Origin of the sequence: Streptomyces sp. NPDC102437 (assembly GCF_044765565.1) — a bacterium.
GTDB lineage: Bacteria > Actinomycetota > Actinomycetes > Streptomycetales > Streptomycetaceae > Streptomyces.
In genome coordinates this window covers 37,418-52,573 of sequence record NZ_JBIWKI010000024.1, presented here as the reverse complement: position 1 = coordinate 52,573, position 15,156 = coordinate 37,418, and the positions used below count along the sequence as shown (strand labels likewise).

Below are 15,156 nucleotides of genomic sequence, written 5' to 3'. Positions count from 1 at the left end.
TCAACCCTTCCATACCGGCTCCGCGAGCCCGAGGTGCGATCGCAGCGTGGGACCGGTGTATTCGGAGCGGAACACTCCGCGCTCCTGGAGGAGCGGGACCACCTGGTCGACGAAATCGTCCAGGCCGCCTGGTGTGAGGTGCGGTACGAGGACGAATCCGTCGGCGGCTTCGGCGGCGACGAACTCGGTGAGCTGCTCCGCGACCGTCCGCGGGCTGCCGATGAAGGACTGCCGGCCGGTCGTCTCGATGACGGTCTGCCGGATGGACAGCCCCTTCTTCTTGGACAGCGCCCGCCAGCGCGCCGCGACGGCGAGCACGTCGCCGGTCCTGACCCGGTCCTGACCCGGTCCTGGACCAGCGAGGATCCGGGGTCCGGGTCGATGTCGGGCAGCGGCCCGTCGGGGTCGTACGAGGAGAGGTCGCGGCCCCAGATCTGCTCCAGGGCCAGTAGCGCGTTCTGTGGGGAGACCTGCTGGAGGCGGATCTCGGCGGCCCGCTCCTGGGCCTCCGCGTCGCTGTCGCCGAGTACGAAGGTGACCCCGGGCGTGATCTTCAGCTCGTCGGGCTCCCGGCCGTACTTCGCCAGCCGCGCCTTGACGTCGGCGTAGAACGCGCGCCCCGACTCCAGGGTTCCGTGCCGGGTGAACACGATGTCGGCGGTGGACGCGGCGAACTCGCGGCCGTCCGGGGAGTCACCGGCCTGGATGACGACCGGATGGCCCTGCGGGGAGCGCGGGACGGTGAACTCGCCCTCGATGGCGAAGTGCTGCCCCCGGTGCGTGAAGGGGCGCGGGGTGCCATCGGGCGTCCAGCTGTCCCACAGTTCGCGGGCGGTGGCGACGAACTCCGCGGCCCTGGTGTACCGGTCGGCCCGGTCCAGGTGGCCGCCGCGCCCGGAAGTTCTCCCCGGTGAAGGCGTCGAAGGAGGTGACGACGTTCCAGGCGGCCCGGCCCTCGCTGAGGTGGTCGAGGGTGGCCAGGCGGCGGGCCAGTTCGTACGGCTCGTTGAAGGTGGCGTTGACGGTGGCGGCGAGGCCGAGCCGGTCGGTGACGGCGGCCAGCGCGGCCAGCACGGTGAGGGATTCGGGGCGGCCGACCACGTCCAGGTCGTGGATGCGGCCGTTGTGCTCGCGCAGCCGCAGCCCTTCGGCGAGGAAGAAGAAGTCGAACCTGCCGCGCTCCGCGGTGCGGGCGAGGTGGAGCGCCGCCCAGGTGTGCAGCGCGGGACCGGGACGGACCGGCCCTTCCTGCTGGACGGTGTCGTCGGTGAACATCGTGACGTCCTCGGCCATGGAGTTCATCCAGAGCAGCGGCGACTGGTCGTGCCGCCAGATCCGTCCGCCGCCGGGCGGATACGGGTCGACGAGGTGAATGGTCAGCGGACGGTCCCCGTACAGGGCTGGGACGTTGGCGGCGATGCGCTCGATCAGGCCGGTGCCGCGCGGTCCGGCCCCTATGACGACGAGCGTCGGCGTCCCGCTCACCGGGCACCCGCCGTGCCGCGCGCGTAGTGCCGCTCGACGTAGTGCTGGCCGATGCCGAGCAGCGAGGTCACCACGGCGTACCAGATGGTGGCGACCAGCAGCAGCGGGATGACCTGGCAGGTACGGTGGTACACGAGCTGCACGGAGTAGAGCAGGTCCTGTACGGCGATGACGCTGACGATCGAGGTGCCCTTGAGGGTGCCGATCAGCATGTTCCCGGCGGGCGGGACGACGGAGCGCATCGCCTGCGGAAGGACGATGCGGTGGAACCGGCGCCATGGTCCGGGACCGAGCGACTGGGCGGCCTCGATCTGTCCGCGTTCGACGGAGAGGATGCCGCCGCGGACGACTTCGGCGGCGTACGCGGCCTCGTGCAGGGTGAGCCCGATGACGGCGACCGTGACCGGGCCGGGGAGGTTCACCGTGCGGACGCCGAGGATCTGCGGGTACAGCGCGCCGATGTTGAACCAGAGCAGCAGCTGGACCAGGATCGGGGTGGACCTGAACAGCCAGACGTAACCCCAACTTACCGCCTGCAGAAAGCGGTTGGCGGGGAGCCGGAGGACGGCCAGCAGCGTGCCGAGAGCGAAGCCGAGCACCATGACCAGTGCCGTGAGCCAGAGCGTGAGCCCGAGACCGCGCAGCACCGCGGTGGTGGTGAAGTGGTCGGCGACGACATCCCACTGCAAGGCGTCGTTGCGGACGACGGAGTCCCAGCACCAGGGCGAGCAGCGCCAGGACGGCAACGGCCGCCGCCCACTGGCCGGTTCGGCGTACCGGGACGATCCGGAGCCGGTCGGCTCCGTCGCTCTTGGTGAGCGGTGCGGTGGAAGAGGGAAGGAGGGTATCTGTCTGCGCGGGCATGCGAAGGCTCCGTGGATGCAGAGATCGAACACGGGGCGTGCCTTCGGCGCGAACACAACGCGGACCGGGCCCCTCAGCGCCGGTCCGCCTCCGAGATAAGCGCTGTCCGCCGCGCGCTGTCAAGCTCGTCCACACTGTGGGCCGTGCACCGGGGCTCGGTTGACGGGCCACCGGATGCCTGTTCCACTGGGGCCATGCATTCGCAGCAGTGGCTGGTCAAGCGCTCCCACATCGACTTCGGTCGCGTGTGGTCCTCCTCCTGTTGAGCCGACCCCCTGCGTTTTCACGTGACCTGTCCGGCGCCGTGTGCGGCGCCTGAGCACATTTCCCCGCGTGTCCTCCCGTACACAACACCGTTCTCCCCTCCCCTCGCTCCGCCGTCCTTCCCCCGGGCCTGTCCGACCCTGATCCGCCGGACCGGCCCCAGCCCCGGCCGTGGGGCCGCGCGTGCTGCCGTCGCCGGCGCGCGCCTGCTCACGGCCGACGAATCCGGAGAACCACACCTCATGCCCCGGACCCGGCACACCTCTGCCTTCGCACTGATCACCGCCGCCTCTCTCGCCCTCACCGCGTGCGGGTCCGGTGATCCGGCGGCCGCACCGGGCAAGTGGGGCATCAGCGCTTCGGCGATCAAGGCCTCGCAGATCTCGCCGCCCGAGATCAAGTGAGCCGGGCCGCCCGGCCGCCCGGCCGGGCTCCCGCCCTCAGCAGCTGCAGTCGCAGTCGCAGCAGTCGCACCCGTCGCAGCAGTCCCCGCAGTTGCTGCAGCAGTCACAGGCATCGCAGACGTCGCCGCAGTCGCACTGGCTGCACAGTCCTTCGCGGCGCTGATGGCTCCACGGGTCCTCGAAGGTGCCGCAGCACATCTGGCAGGTGCAGGCCAGCCCCGCCCACACCAGGCATCCCATGATCAGACCGCGCCGGTCGCGCGGCGGCTCGGGCGGTGGCTGCGGCGGACCGGCGGGGCCGCCCGGACTCGGCGCGTACGGATTGCCCGGCGCCGGCCCGAAGGACCCGGTCGGCCGCGCGACTGACGGGCCGCCAGTTCCGTCCAGGAGCACGGCGCCCGGCTGGTGCGAGCACGCCGTGGTGCCGAAGGCCCGGTCCACCGACTGCCGCAGTTCGTGCGCCAGCAGCACATGGGCCAGCTTGCCGTCGGTGAATTCCGCGTCGCGCAGCGCCAGCCGTACGCCGTGCAGCGCGTCGTCGCACAGCCGCCGGGCCTCCGCCCGCGAGGTGCCTGTGGCGGTGAGCGGGTTCCAGGCACCCGACGCCGCGTCGGCGTCCTGGTCCTCCACGGCGTCCAGCAGATGCGCCAGCCGCCCGAAGAGGCGGCCGGCCTCGGCGAGCGGCTCCGCGTTCTGCGGCTTGCCCGCGAGCACAGCGGTGTGGGCGAAGGCGGCCGCGGTGGCGGTCTCGGTGGGTTCGGTGACCGTGAGCAGCGGGGTGCCGGGGCCGGCGATCAGCTCGATGCCGGTCTGCCGGTCCACGGCGTCCACGAGCAACGCGGTGTCGAAGCCGAGCTGGGCGCCGGTGCGCGCGCCGGCCCGGTCCCAGCCGGCGGCGACCCGGCGCGCGGCGGCGGCGACCGGACGGCGCCTCAACAGGCCGTCCCCGTCCGCGACGTGGTCCCGGACCTTCGCCGAGGCCAGCACCAGGGAGACGGCGGCGGCCAGCCTGGCGCCTTCGCCGCGGGCGACCGGGGCGGTCCGCATGGCGCGCAGCGGGCAGGGACCCGCCGTGCGGCGCCATCCGGTGGTGCGCTCGGACTGAGCCTCCGTCAGAACAGAAACGATCAGGCCGTCATAGTTCGTAACGATCCGGGCGAATTGCCCGTGATCGGAGCGAAGTGCGAGGCAGAGCCCGCAGAGATGGGCCATCCACTCGGTCCTGAGCCCCTCGGACAGCCGATGGGTGCAGGGCCTGACTATTCCGAACACGACGATCCCCCGAGAGTCGTTCACCTTCGCGCCGAGCTCGTACGGCGTGCGCGAGGTGCATCGTATCGAGCGGTCCGTTCACCCGTACGCCCCCCATGTCACCCGTACGGGCTGGGCATCATATTTTCTTTCTTTCTGACCACTTATGCGGGAGGAAACCTGACGAATCGCCACATCTTCTGTGCCAGTACCGTCACGAACCCCCTGCGCGCCGACTATCCACTTGGCGCACGATCCGCATCATGGACGACCATAGGGATACGAAAAAGATGCGGAACGCCACGGAACCGCGGTGAGAGGAGGCGTCCATGGGATCGGTGCGCAAGGCGAGTGCCTGGCTGGGCCTCGTGGAGGACAACGACGAGCGGTACTACGACGACGAGTACGCCGAGGGCGCGCAGACCGGGACCGGTGGCCAGGCCTGGGTGACCGACCCCCGGGTGCAGGTCGCGTCCGAGACGGCCGAGGAGACGGGGCGCCGGATCGCCACCGTCACCCCGGACAGCTTCCGTGACGCACGGGCCATCGGAGAGCTCTTCCGGGACGGCGTCCCGGTGATCGTCAACCTCACGACCATGGACCCCACCGACGCGAAGCGCGTCGTGGACTTCGCCGCCGGGCTGATCTTCGGACTGCGCGGCTCGATCGAGCGCGTGGCCACCCGGGTCTTCCTGCTGACCCCGGCCGACACCCAGGTGGTCAGCGAAACCGCCGGCCGGTCGGCCGACGGCTTCTTCAACCAGAGCTGAGCAGGGCGCTCGCCGGGCGTTCCTAGCGGAACGCGTCGAGACCGGTGAGCGCCTTGCCCAGCACCAGCTGGTGCATCTCCACGGTTCCCTCGTAGGTGAGCACCGACTCCAGATTCGTCGCATGGCGCATCACCGGGTACTCCAGCGAGATCCCGTTGGCGCCGAGGATCGTGCGCGAGGTACGGCAGATGTCGATCGCCTCCCGCACATTGTTGAGCTTCCCGAAACTGACCTGCTCCGGGCGGAGCCTGCCCGCGTCCATCCGCCGGCCCAGATGGTGGGCGAGCAGGATGCCCTTGTGCAGCTCCACGGCCATGTCCGCGAGCTTGGCCTGGGTGAGCTGGAAGCCGCCGATCGGCCGGTCGAACTGTTCCCTGGTCCTCGCGTAGTCCACGGCCGCCTCGAAGCTGGCGCGGGCCGCGCCCATGGCTCCCCAGACGATGCCGTAGCGGGCATGACTGAGACAGCTGAGCGGGCCGCGCAGACCGGTGACACCCGGGAGCACGGCGTCGGTGGGCAGCCGCACCTCGTCCAGGACCAGCTCGCTGGTGACCGAGGCGCGCAGCGACCACTTGTGCTTGATCTCGGGCGCCGAGAAGCCCGGGGTATCGGTCGGCACGGCGAATCCGCGAATTCCGTCGTCGGTCTGCGCCCAGACGACGGCGACCCCGGCGACCGAGCCGTTGGTGATCCACATCTTGCGGCCGGTGAGCACCCAGTCCCCGCCGTCGCGCTTGGCGTAGGTACGCATCCCGGCCGGGTCGGAGCCGTGGTCCGGCTCGGTGAGGCCGAAGCAGCCGATGATCTCACCGGCCGCCATGCCCGGCAGCCAGCGCTGCCGCTGCTCCTGGGAGCCGAAGCGGTGGATGGCGTACATGGCGAGCGAGCCCTGCACGGAGACCAGGGAGCGGATCCCGGAGTCGGCCGCCTCCAGCTCCAGGCAGGCCAGTCCGTACTGGACGGCGGTGGCGCCCGCGCAGCCGTACCCCTGGAGGGACATGCCGAGCGCGCCGAGCGAACCGAGCTCACGGGCCAGCTCTCGGATGCCGGGCAGCTCGCCGCTCTCGTACCACTCGGCGATGTGCGGCAGGACGCGGTCGGCGGCCCAGTCCCGGACGGTCTGGCGGATCGCGAGGTCCTCGGTGCTGAGCAGATCGTCGATGCCGATCGGGTCGGCGGGGTCGAAGGGCGGGAGCTTCGACGACTCGGTGGTGGACATGAGGGCGCCTCCGGCGGCTCGCACGATGCTAAAACTAGCAGTGTTAGTTATGCTCTCGCGCCGACGTTACGGCTCAGTGTGCCGCTCGTCCAGAGCCGGTCACCTCGGCGGGTCGACGCCGGGCGGGCCGCGTCAGGGGCCGCTGCGCACGGCCCGGGGCGGGCACCTCGTGCCCTGCGCGGTGTTCCCGCACCTCGCACACCTCGGCCCGCTCCGGCTCGTCCAGCACCGGCGCCGGGCAGTCCATCGCCCTCGGCAGCCGCAGCGCGGCCAGCGCCCCGGCCAGCAGCAGCGCGGCGCTGACCAGCAGCGTGACATGCAGCCCGGTGATGAAGGAGTGACGCGCCGTGGAACGCAGCACCGCACCGAGCGGGCCGCCCAGCCGGTCCGCCACCTGGTACGCCTCGCCCAGCGAGTGGGCGGCGGCCGCGCGGGCCCCGGCCGGGACACCCGCTTCGGGAAGCTTCGAGAGCCCGGGGGCGTAGGCGGCGTTCATGACACTGCCGAGCAGGGCGATCCCCATGCCCGCGCCCAGCTGGTACGAGGTCTCACCGATGGCCGCCGCCCCGCCCGCACGGTCGGCGGGTGCCTCGCTGAGCATCGATTCGTACGCCCCGAACAGGGTGGTCTGGAGCCCGAAGCCGAGGGCGACGAAGGCCGCCGTCAGCAGCGCCGGCCGGTCGTGCTGCCCCATCGAGGTCAGGATCAGCACCGAGACGGCCGTGAGCACGAAGCCCCAGCCGACCATCCGGCGTGGACCGATACGGCGCAGGGTGTACGAGCCGGTGGCGCCCGCGGCCATGGCCGCGAAGGTGAGTGGAAGCAGCCGCAGTCCGGTCTGCAGCGGGCTCAGTCCCAGGACGAGCTGGAGGTACTGGACGGCTATGAGCTCAAGGCCGACCAGGGCCAGCATGGCTATGACGATGCAGCCCACCGCGGTGGAGAACGCGGGCCTGGTGAACAGCCCCATGTCGATCAGCGGATGCGTACGCCGCTTCTGACGGCGCACGAACACGACGAGCAGTGCCGCCCCGATCAGCAGCGGGGCGAGCGTGGCCGGACTCAGCACCTCACCGGCGCCCGCCCGCTTCACCCCGAGGACCACGCCGAGCACTCCGGCGGCGGCCATCAGTGCGCCCAGCACGTCCCACGGGCCCTCGTGGCTGCCGCGCGACTCGGGCAGCAGCAGTCGGCCGACCGGCAGGATCAGCGCCATCAGCGGGACGTTGATCAGGAAGACCGAGCCCCACCAGAAGTGCTCGACGAGGAAGCCGCCGATGACCGGCCCGGTGGCGGCGCCCACGGCGGCGACGGCGGTCCAGATGCCGATCGCCACTGCGCGTTCACGCCGGTCGGGGAAGACCTGCCGGAGGATCGAGAGCGTCGCCGGCATGATCATCGCGCCGCCGACCCCGAGCAGTGCACGCGCCACGATGAGCACCGCGGGGCTGTCGGCCATCGCGGCGAGCGCGGAGGCGACACCGAAGAGGGCGTAGCCGAGCAGCAGGACGCGGCGGCGGCCGACCCGGTCGCCGAGGGTGCCGAAGAGGATCAGCAGCGAGGCGCAGACCAGCGGGTAGGCGTCGACGATCCAGAGCAGACCGACCGCACTGGGGTTCAGGTCCTCGGTGACGGCGGGCACCGCGACATGGAGCACGGTCGAGTCGAGCGCCACGAGCAGGAGGCTGAGGCAGAGGACGACCAGGACGACCCATCGATTGGCACCGTCGGCCGCCGGGCGCAGCCGGATCCGGGCTGTGGTCGTCCCTGACATGCATGTACCTCCCAAAGGTCCCTCGCGCTCGGCGGGCCAACCGGGGATGCGGCGGTTCGCCGCTCCTCATGGCCCGGCATCGACGGGCGAGTGGGCGTCAGCGTACGCGAGTTCGGAGCCCTCCCACGTGGCCGACCTCATACCCGGCCGAGCCGCGGGGTGTGGCGTACGCCACCCCGGTCCGCCGTCCGGACCTGCGAGGACACCCGGCGTACCCGGAACGGGACGGTACCCGGTGGCCTCCTCGGAGCACCCGCCGGGCCCGCGCCGAAAGCGGCCGGTGACCGGACCGGCACGGTCCGTTCCCACCTTCCGGGCACGGATAAATTCATACCGGCACCTCCTGCGCTTTTCTGCCCACGCCCAAACACCCTTCCGAAATGCGTGCGAAATCAATAGCGCGAAGACCTGTCGAGACGCTTATCCGGATCAGGAATTAAGACCGCACTGAGACATAGTCCACATCACATCGTCATCACAAAGAGACCGGAACGACCTGGTCACTCACTAACTCGCTGTAACGTCGATTGGGTGCGTACCGACATCTTTGCCCGGCTGGACCGGGAGCCGGAGCCGCCGAAGATAGAGCCACCGCGGATGAGCCGTCACCGCATCGCGCTCTTCGGCGGGACGTTGGCGTTCTATCTCGCCATCGTCATTGCCGTGCTGGCCTCGTCCTGGCTGGTGACCCTGGACTGGAAGGTCATGCTCTTCCGGCCGTATCAGCAGTGGCCGGAAATCCATGCCTTCCTCGACTACTACATCGTGCTCGGCCAGCGTGGCCCCACCGCCACCATGGTCGCCTGCTGGCTCGGCTGGCGCTCCTGGCGGCAGCACACGCTGCGCCCCCTGATCACGCTGGGCGTGGCGCTGCTGCTGCTCAATGTGACGGTCGGCGCGGTCAAGATCGGCCTGGGCCGTCTCGGCCCGCACTACGCGACCCAGATCGGCTCCGCGGAACTCTTCGCGGGCGGCGATATATTCCCCTCCGGCCACACCGCCAACGCGGTTGTGACCTGGGGAATCCTCGCCTATCTGGCCACCACCCCCCGCGCCCGGCGCTATCTGTCGGCCATGTCGGCGATCGTCTCGCTGGGCGTCGGCCTCACCACCGTCTATCTCGGTACGCACTGGCTCAGCGATGTCCTGCTGGGCTGGGCCGCGGGGCTGCTGATCATGCTGGGCCTGCCGTGGGTGGAGCCGCTGATCACCCGGGCCGAGGCCTGGATCTTCGCCCAGCGCGAGAACCTGCGGGGGTTCGGCCGTCCCGTGCCCTCCGTGCCCGTCGCGGCCGGAGGCCCCCGGACCGTCCTGCTGCCGCAGCCGGACGGCGGCGACGCCCCGGCCCATGGCCCGGCGCCGGTGCCGGTCGCCGCGGCGGCCACGGGCACCCGCTCACGCGCGCACGCCTCACACCCGGCGCATGTGGTGCGCTCGGAGCGGACCCCGGTCACCCCGGCCGGCAGTCGGCGCCCGCCGCACGCCGACCGCGCACCGCGCGGCGGCACGAGCCCGGCCCGCCCGGTGGCCGGCGGCTGAGACCCGGCGAGGGAGCCGGTACGCACAACCGCTCCCCGGACATGGCAGAAGGCCCCGACGGACGTCGGGGCCTTCTGCTGTATCCGGGCCCGGGGTCCCGGGCCGCAGGGGGCCTCAGCCCACCCAGCAGCGGGTGACGCGGGCTCCGTCGACCTCGAAGTTGATCCGTCCGCTGCGGAACTCCATGGTGATGATCGCGCCCGGCGGCAGGGATCTGACGGTGCTCCAGCCACGGCTGCGGGCCCGCCGTTCGGCGGCGTCGGCAGCGAGGCCGACGTACTCACCGGGAGCGTCGTCGGGCTGGGCGGAAGGGGTCGGTATGGGTGCCATGCCCCTCACGGTAGGCGGCCTCGGGCGTCGACGGAAGCCGGGGCGCCCGCCGTCGCGGGGCATCCTCACGTTCCCCGCCGGTCACACTTGTGTCACAGGATCACGACACGCGCACGGCATGAATCACGCCACCCGGACTGGCGGCCCGGGACCGGACACACAGTAATCACACAACCCGGAGAACGATCATTCGGAAGGCCCGGAATCGGAGCGGAATATCCCGCATCGAGGGGGTGCAATTTCCGTCCCGAATAACGTGCGTAAATGAGCATGTCGCCAGGAATTCACGCTTCCTTATGGCAGCCTTATCCTCTGGTCACAATATTCCCGCCGCGGTACGGGACGACCTCCGATCGCCACCGGTATAGCGGGCGGAGGTGATCGTCCGTATGCCGTCGCCGCAGCCGGCGCTCAGTCCAATGCCCTGGTCAGCCGGTCCCTGGCCAGTCTGATCGCATCCTTCAGCTCCGGCGGTTCGACGACCTCGAAGTCGAACCCTGTCATCATCACGTGGATGACCATCACGTCCGTCGTGGCCGCCCCTGCGCGCAGCAGACAGGTGTCCGCGTCGACCGCCTCCAGCACCCCGGCCGAGGGCGATATCCGCTCGGCCGCCCGCTCCATCCCGACCTTCAGCCGGATCACCGCCCGCGTCGGGTACACGGCCGTGGAGATCCCGTTCGAGACATAGGCGGCCAGGTCCTCGGCGGGCGCCTCGCGCGGCACGAACCTCGGGCCGTGCGGCGGCGTGGGGGTGATCCGGTCCGCCCGGAACGTACGCCAGTCCGCACGGTCCAGGTCCCAGGCGACGAGGTACCAGCGGTGCTCGGTGCACACCAGCCGGTGCGGTTCGACGGTCCGCCGCGAGACGGAGCCGGAGTGGTCCCGGTACTCGAAGCGCAGCCGCTCGGCGTCCCGGCAGGCCCCGGCGAGCTCGGTCAGGACGCCCGCGTCGGCGACCGAGGCGCCGGGCCCGCGGAGCAGCGGCACGGTGAAGGTGTTCAGCGCGTTCACCCGGCGCCTGAGCCGGTCCGGCAGTACCTGTTCGAGCTTGGTCAGGGCGCGTACGGAGGTCTCGCCGATGCCCTCGACGCCGTTGCCCGCCGCGGTGCGCAGCCCGACGGCGACAGCGACGGCCTCCTCGTCGTCCAGGAGCAGCGGCGGCAGCTGGGCCCCGGCACCGAGCTGGTACCCGCCGCCGGTGCCGGGGCTGGCGTTGACCGGGTAGCCCAGTTCGCGCAGCTTGTCGACGTCGCGCCGGACGGTGCGCGGGGTGACCCCGAGCCGGTCGGCGAGATCGGCGCCGGACCAGTCGCGGTGTGCCTGGAGCAGTGAGAGCAGTCGCAGCAGTCGTGCCGAGGTCTCCAACATGGCGGCGAGTCTGCCAGGGGTTGCCGACAGCCGCGGTCCGCGACCCCCGGCCGGGTCCTCAGGGCGCCGGTTCCGGTTCGAGCCGTACGCAGAGGTCGTTGTCGGTGGAGTAGCAGGGCGTGGCCCGGCCCCCCTCGCCGGCGTCGCGGCCCGGGTAGACGAAGATCTTCTTGCGGTCCCAGACGTCGTCGAGGATGCGGGAGATCCGTACGCCGCCGGCCGGTCCGTCCTCGGTCGTCCCGGGGACCAGCCAGAGCGTCCACAGCTGCGGTGCGGTGACGGGCCCGTCGGCCAGCCGGTCCAGGGGGAGCGTGAAGGCGAAGGCGCCCTCCTGACCGGTGACCGGCACCCGCAGGACCCGGCCGTCGGCGCCGGGCTGTCGCGCCTCGGCGCGGGCATCGGCGCCGAGGCCGGTCCCGTACAGCGTGCCCTCGACCGTCATCCCGTGCCCGTCGAACGTCACCGGTCCGGCCTCGGCATGCGGTGCGCGCAGCCAGCAGCGCACGGCGAGCCGGCCGTCGAGGGTCGGGTACGGGATCCGGACCGCGATCCGCCCGCTGTCCGGCGCGTGGTCGACGAGCAGCCGCAGGTCCCGGACGCCGGGCTCGACGGCCACTGCCTTGTCGTCGTCCGCGCCCGGCTCCCGCAGATAGACGTCCCAACGCCCCTCCGCGGGTTCCACGGCCCCCGGCAGCACCGCGCGCAGCCGTCCGTCGCGCAGCGGGCTCAGCGGCAGCCTCACGGTGTCGCCGTCGCCGCCCGTGCCCTTGGCGCCGCGCAGCCGGAGCAGCAGTTCGGGTGCCTCCCCGTCCTCGCTGCGGCCGAGGTCGAGATCGAAGGTGATCCCGCCGCCGGGTCCCGCGGTGCAGTCGGCCCGCGGTGTCCTTCGCCCTGCGGAGTCGGTCATGCGGTCTTCCCCTTGCGGATCACGGCGGCTGCCTTGTAGCGCAGGGCGTACGCCCCGTCCAGCACGGTGCCCCGGGCGCGGTGCAGTGTGGTGCTCAGCGCGCCGTGCGAGCGCTCGCGCGGGCCCCGCGAGGCGAGTTCGGTGAAGAGCCGTTCATGGCGTTCGGCGATCCGGGACGGGTCGAACCGCTGCGACGCGGTCAGTGCGGCGCGCCCCGCGCGCTGCCGTGCCTCGTCGTCGCCGATCAGACCGAGCAGCGCGTCGGCCACGGCCGCCGTGTCACCGACGGGCACCAGCCGTCCGTCGGTGCCGTCGGCGATGATCTCGCGGGGGCCGTGCGGGCAGTCGGTGGCGACGACCGGCAGGCCGCAGCGCATCGCCTCGACGATGGTCATGCCGAAGGACTCGCGGTCCGAAGTGACTGCGGCGATCGATCCCTTGGGCCACTCGGCCTCCAGCGGGTTGACCGGTCCCATCAGGAACACGTGGTTGTGCAGGTCGAGTTCCGCGATGAGCGCGAGCAGCGCCGCTCGTTCGTTCCCGGTCGCGTCGCCGCCGCCGTAGATGCGCAGCCGCCAGTCCGGGCGGACCGCGACCACGTCTGCGAACGCCCGGACGAGCAGGTCGTACCGCTTGACCTTGTGCAGCCGGCCCGCGGCGATCACCCACTTGTGGCCGCCGTCGGCGGGCGGGACCGCCGGTTGGGGCACGCTGTTGGCGATGGCCTCGATCCGTACGCCCGGCAGTTTGAACCCGGTCCGGTAGGCGTGGGCGTCGGCCTCGGTGACGGTGGTGATCGCGTCGAGCAGAGGGTAGCGGTGCGCGATCTCGCGGCGGAGCCGGTAGCCGTGGCTGTCGAGGGTGAGGTGCTCCTGCCCGATCCGTACCGGTCCCCGGCGGGCCTGCCTGCTGATGTGCACATTGAGCCCCGGCCGGGTGCCGACCACCACGTCCGCCTCCAGGGAGCGCAGATGGTCCGCCACCCGTGTGTCGGACAGCCTGCTGTACTGGCGGTACCTGCTGTCGCCGCGCGGGAACACGGTCGCGGGGCGGGCGTATTCGGCGGCGTCGCCGTCGTACGTCGGGCTCTTCTTCCGCAGATCGACGAGGTGGCTCATGTGCACCCCCTCGGGGGCGCCCAGCGCGGGAACGTCACGGTGCCGGAAGACCGAAACGATCTCCACGTCATGGTGCCCGGCCAGCTCCCCGGCGAGATTGAACGTCGTGCGGATCGTGCCCCCGACTCCATAGGCGTTGTGGAGCAGGAAAGAAATGTGCATGAAACGCCATATCTCCTGGTTCGGCTGATCAGCGGCAGGCTGCACTTGCCAGGACGGCACAGGCCCGTCGACGGTTCACTCCGAGTAGGGGCCAATTTCGGTCATTCGTGAACTCGTCCGCTTTGTCGTTCTGCCGCTTTGGTGCCGTATGCGGTGCACCGTCGCATCGCCGAGTCGACCACACCCCGAACCGTCGGACCGGCGCGAACGGCCCCAAGTGCGCTCCTGGGCCTCGGGATTCACTCTCCGGGCCGGTTGGTTCGATTACGTTCCCTTTCTCGCGTGACCCCGGCCACGGCTCGCCCGTTGTCATATCCATGAGCCGGGAACCGCCCGGCGCACGTACCGAGTTCGAGGAGCCACCCGTGCCGCGCATGCTCGACGTCAGCGAGGACGTACGCGCCGAGATCGGCGACGCCGAAGCCGACCGGCTGCTTGTCGGCGACAACGCCCCGGGCAGTTACGACTGCACTTCCTGCCGCACCCCCGGAGACTCCGAGCAGGAACGCACCAGCACGGTGCTCTTCGTCGGCGACGAGACCGCCGTCCTCGCGTTCGCCCACGCGACGTGCATCCCCTCCCAGGTCGTCCAGGTCGCCGAGGAGCAGCTCCAGGGCGCCGTACGCAGCATCACCGGCGGCGAGGGCCCGGAGAGCGCCGGCGCGGGCCGGCCGCAGGACGCCCTCACCGAACAGGCCGTCCTCGGCATCACCAGCGGCCTCGTCCTGATCGACGACGAGCTCCACCCGGCCCTCGTCGTCGAGCCGGCCGGCCCGATCGCCCGGCCGGGCACGGACGGCAGCCGTGGCGACGAATTCCTCCAGCTGCTGCTGGAGCAGGGCTTCCACCCGGCCCACCGGATGGACCAGGTGCCCCCCGTGCTGCACGGCTGGTCGGTCCTGCTCGCCATGGGCCAGCTGCACGCCGTGCTCCAGCCGGGCACCGGCGGCGGCGCACCGGTCGCCTGGTGGCAGGCGCACGCGCCGCTCCAGGTCACCGAGGGCTGGCGGACCGCGGCCAACAGGTCGCAGACCGTCCTCGTCTTCGCCGCCCCGGCCGGATCGATCGGCCAGCAGCCCCGCGAGGATCTGCTGCGCGACGCCCTGGACAAGGCCGCGGCCAACGGGCTCCTGGTCGCCGCCGCGATGCCGCTGGCCGGTACCTGATCGTGGCCGCCGGCTTCTCGCACAGACGGCGAACAGCTATTTCTCCGCCGTGCCCGCATCCGACCGACACCGGTGTCGTTGGCACATACGTGCACTCATACGACTCCTCCCACCAGCGCCCGAGCCCGATCCCTGCCATGCGGCCCTCGCAGGAGCCATCGGGCGGTGAGTCCCACACCCCGATCTACGACGCGCTGTACTCCGAGTACCGCCGTTCGTTCCGGGCGCTGCCGGGTGACCGGAGCGGCGAGGAGAATCTCGGCTTCATTGCCTTCGGGAGCAGTCTCTTCGGCAGCCGCCTGCCGCTGAGCGGCCACTCCGGCCACTCCGGCCACTCCGCCGGTTTCTCCACCGGTCTCGCCGTGGCGGGCGGTGCCACGGGTCACGGCACCGGTGCCGGCTCCGGCGGCCTCGGTTCCTGGCACCGGGTGGGCCGGCACTCCGGGCGCACCCAGCCGGCGGCCCTGCCCCCGGGTTCGCGGGGCGCCTGACGTCACGTTCGCGGGCGCCCGACCGCACGAAGGAGCCCCGG

Annotated in this window: 12 protein-coding genes and 3 pseudogenes; 5 read left to right on the top strand and 10 right to left on the bottom strand. The window is 71.5% G+C overall.

Annotated elements, in window-relative coordinates:
- From ACIRJP_RS27455 to ACIRJP_RS27445, 3 pseudogenes are all read right to left on the bottom strand, one after another.
- Positions 1 to 1,275: pseudogene (locus tag ACIRJP_RS27455) on the bottom strand (NtaA/DmoA family FMN-dependent monooxygenase).
- A pseudogene (locus tag ACIRJP_RS27450) lies at positions 1,252 to 1,485 on the bottom strand (FAD/NAD(P)-binding protein); the annotation flags it as partial. The pseudogenes ACIRJP_RS27450 and ACIRJP_RS27455, both read right to left, overlap by 24 nt.
- Positions 1,482 to 2,349, bottom strand: a pseudogene (locus ACIRJP_RS27445) (amino acid ABC transporter permease). The pseudogenes ACIRJP_RS27445 and ACIRJP_RS27450, both read right to left, overlap by 4 nt.
- A 506-nt stretch (positions 2,350 to 2,855) precedes the next feature.
- Between ACIRJP_RS27445 and ACIRJP_RS27440 the strand changes: the two are divergent.
- Entirely contained in the window at positions 2,856 to 3,017 is a 162-nt protein-coding gene (locus tag ACIRJP_RS27440) for a hypothetical protein (protein ID WP_404179402.1), read from the top strand.
- Between the two features lie 36 nt (positions 3,018 to 3,053).
- On the opposite strand, the gene ACIRJP_RS27435 is transcribed toward ACIRJP_RS27440, so the two are convergent.
- Positions 3,054 to 4,289, bottom strand: coding sequence for a DUF5685 family protein (locus tag ACIRJP_RS27435; RefSeq protein WP_404179399.1), 1,236 nt, complete (start codon positions 4,287 to 4,289; stop codon positions 3,054 to 3,056).
- A 308-nt stretch (positions 4,290 to 4,597) separates the two neighbouring features.
- Here ACIRJP_RS27435 and ACIRJP_RS27430 point away from each other — a divergent pair, with 308 nt between their 5' ends.
- On the top strand, positions 4,598 to 5,038 hold the full coding sequence (locus ACIRJP_RS27430) for a cell division protein SepF (RefSeq protein ID WP_266736239.1): 441 nt from the start codon (positions 4,598 to 4,600) through the stop codon (positions 5,036 to 5,038).
- Positions 5,039 to 5,060: 22 nt separating this feature from the next.
- On the opposite strand, the gene ACIRJP_RS27425 is transcribed toward ACIRJP_RS27430, so the two are convergent.
- Positions 5,061 to 6,257, bottom strand: coding sequence for an acyl-CoA dehydrogenase family protein (locus tag ACIRJP_RS27425; RefSeq protein WP_404179396.1), 1,197 nt, complete (start codon positions 6,255 to 6,257; stop codon positions 5,061 to 5,063).
- 73 nt (positions 6,258 to 6,330) lie between these two features.
- A complete protein-coding gene (locus ACIRJP_RS27420) occupies positions 6,331 to 8,031 on the bottom strand; it encodes an MFS transporter (protein WP_404179393.1) in 1,701 nt (566 codons plus the stop codon).
- 531 nt (positions 8,032 to 8,562) lie between these two features.
- Here ACIRJP_RS27420 and ACIRJP_RS27415 point away from each other — a divergent pair.
- Positions 8,563 to 9,570: a phosphatase PAP2 family protein gene (locus ACIRJP_RS27415; RefSeq protein ID WP_404179390.1), complete on the top strand. Its 1,008-nt coding sequence runs from the start codon at positions 8,563 to 8,565 to the stop codon at positions 9,568 to 9,570.
- A 114-nt stretch (positions 9,571 to 9,684) separates the two neighbouring features.
- Here the strand turns inward: ACIRJP_RS27415 and ACIRJP_RS27410 are convergent, their stop codons facing one another.
- The 4 genes from ACIRJP_RS27410 to ACIRJP_RS27395 form a co-directional block, all read right to left on the bottom strand.
- The gene (locus ACIRJP_RS27410; protein WP_266736245.1) at positions 9,685 to 9,900 is read right to left on the bottom strand and encodes an I78 family peptidase inhibitor; all 216 of its coding nucleotides are present in this window, start codon (positions 9,898 to 9,900) and stop codon (positions 9,685 to 9,687) included.
- 411 nt (positions 9,901 to 10,311) lie between these two features.
- Entirely contained in the window at positions 10,312 to 11,271 is a 960-nt protein-coding gene (locus ACIRJP_RS27405) for a helix-turn-helix transcriptional regulator (protein ID WP_404179387.1), read from the bottom strand.
- A 58-nt stretch (positions 11,272 to 11,329) separates the two neighbouring features.
- The gene (locus ACIRJP_RS27400; RefSeq protein ID WP_404179384.1) at positions 11,330 to 12,178 is read right to left on the bottom strand and encodes a transferase; all 849 of its coding nucleotides are present in this window, start codon (positions 12,176 to 12,178) and stop codon (positions 11,330 to 11,332) included.
- On the bottom strand, positions 12,175 to 13,458 hold the full coding sequence (locus ACIRJP_RS27395; RefSeq protein ID WP_404179381.1) for a glycosyltransferase: 1,284 nt from the start codon (positions 13,456 to 13,458) through the stop codon (positions 12,175 to 12,177). The genes ACIRJP_RS27400 and ACIRJP_RS27395 overlap by 4 nt, the downstream gene beginning before the upstream one ends.
- A 365-nt stretch (positions 13,459 to 13,823) precedes the next feature.
- On the opposite strand from ACIRJP_RS27395, the gene ACIRJP_RS27390 reads away from it, so the two are divergent.
- Together ACIRJP_RS27390 and ACIRJP_RS27385 are read left to right on the top strand one after the other, a co-directional pair.
- On the top strand, positions 13,824 to 14,624 hold the full coding sequence (locus ACIRJP_RS27390; RefSeq protein ID WP_404179379.1) for a hypothetical protein: 801 nt from the start codon (positions 13,824 to 13,826) through the stop codon (positions 14,622 to 14,624).
- A 137-nt stretch (positions 14,625 to 14,761) separates the two neighbouring features.
- Positions 14,762 to 15,115: a hypothetical protein gene (locus ACIRJP_RS27385; RefSeq protein WP_404179376.1), complete on the top strand. Its 354-nt coding sequence runs from the start codon at positions 14,762 to 14,764 to the stop codon at positions 15,113 to 15,115.
- Positions 15,116 to 15,156: the final 41 nt, after the last annotated feature.

What these genes read in the sequence shown, in the direction of transcription:
- ACIRJP_RS27385 (WP_404179376.1), top strand. Translation starts at nt 14,762, where the DNA reads ATGCGGCCCTCGCAGGAGCCATCGGGCGGTGAGTCCCACACCCCGATC.
- ACIRJP_RS27425 (WP_404179396.1), bottom strand. Translation starts at nt 6,257, where the DNA reads ATGTCCACCACCGAGTCGTCGAAGCTCCCGCCCTTCGACCCCGCCGAC.
- ACIRJP_RS27440 (WP_404179402.1), top strand. Translation starts at nt 2,856, where the DNA reads ATGCCCCGGACCCGGCACACCTCTGCCTTCGCACTGATCACCGCCGCC.
- ACIRJP_RS27400 (WP_404179384.1), bottom strand. Translation starts at nt 12,178, where the DNA reads ATGACCGACTCCGCAGGGCGAAGGACACCGCGGGCCGACTGCACCGCG.
- ACIRJP_RS27395 (WP_404179381.1), bottom strand. Translation starts at nt 13,458, where the DNA reads ATGCACATTTCTTTCCTGCTCCACAACGCCTATGGAGTCGGGGGCACG.
- ACIRJP_RS27410 (WP_266736245.1), bottom strand. Translation starts at nt 9,900, where the DNA reads ATGGCACCCATACCGACCCCTTCCGCCCAGCCCGACGACGCTCCCGGT.
- ACIRJP_RS27420 (WP_404179393.1), bottom strand. Translation starts at nt 8,031, where the DNA reads ATGTCAGGGACGACCACAGCCCGGATCCGGCTGCGCCCGGCGGCCGAC.
- ACIRJP_RS27405 (WP_404179387.1), bottom strand. Translation starts at nt 11,271, where the DNA reads ATGTTGGAGACCTCGGCACGACTGCTGCGACTGCTCTCACTGCTCCAG.
- ACIRJP_RS27430 (WP_266736239.1), top strand. Translation starts at nt 4,598, where the DNA reads ATGGGATCGGTGCGCAAGGCGAGTGCCTGGCTGGGCCTCGTGGAGGAC.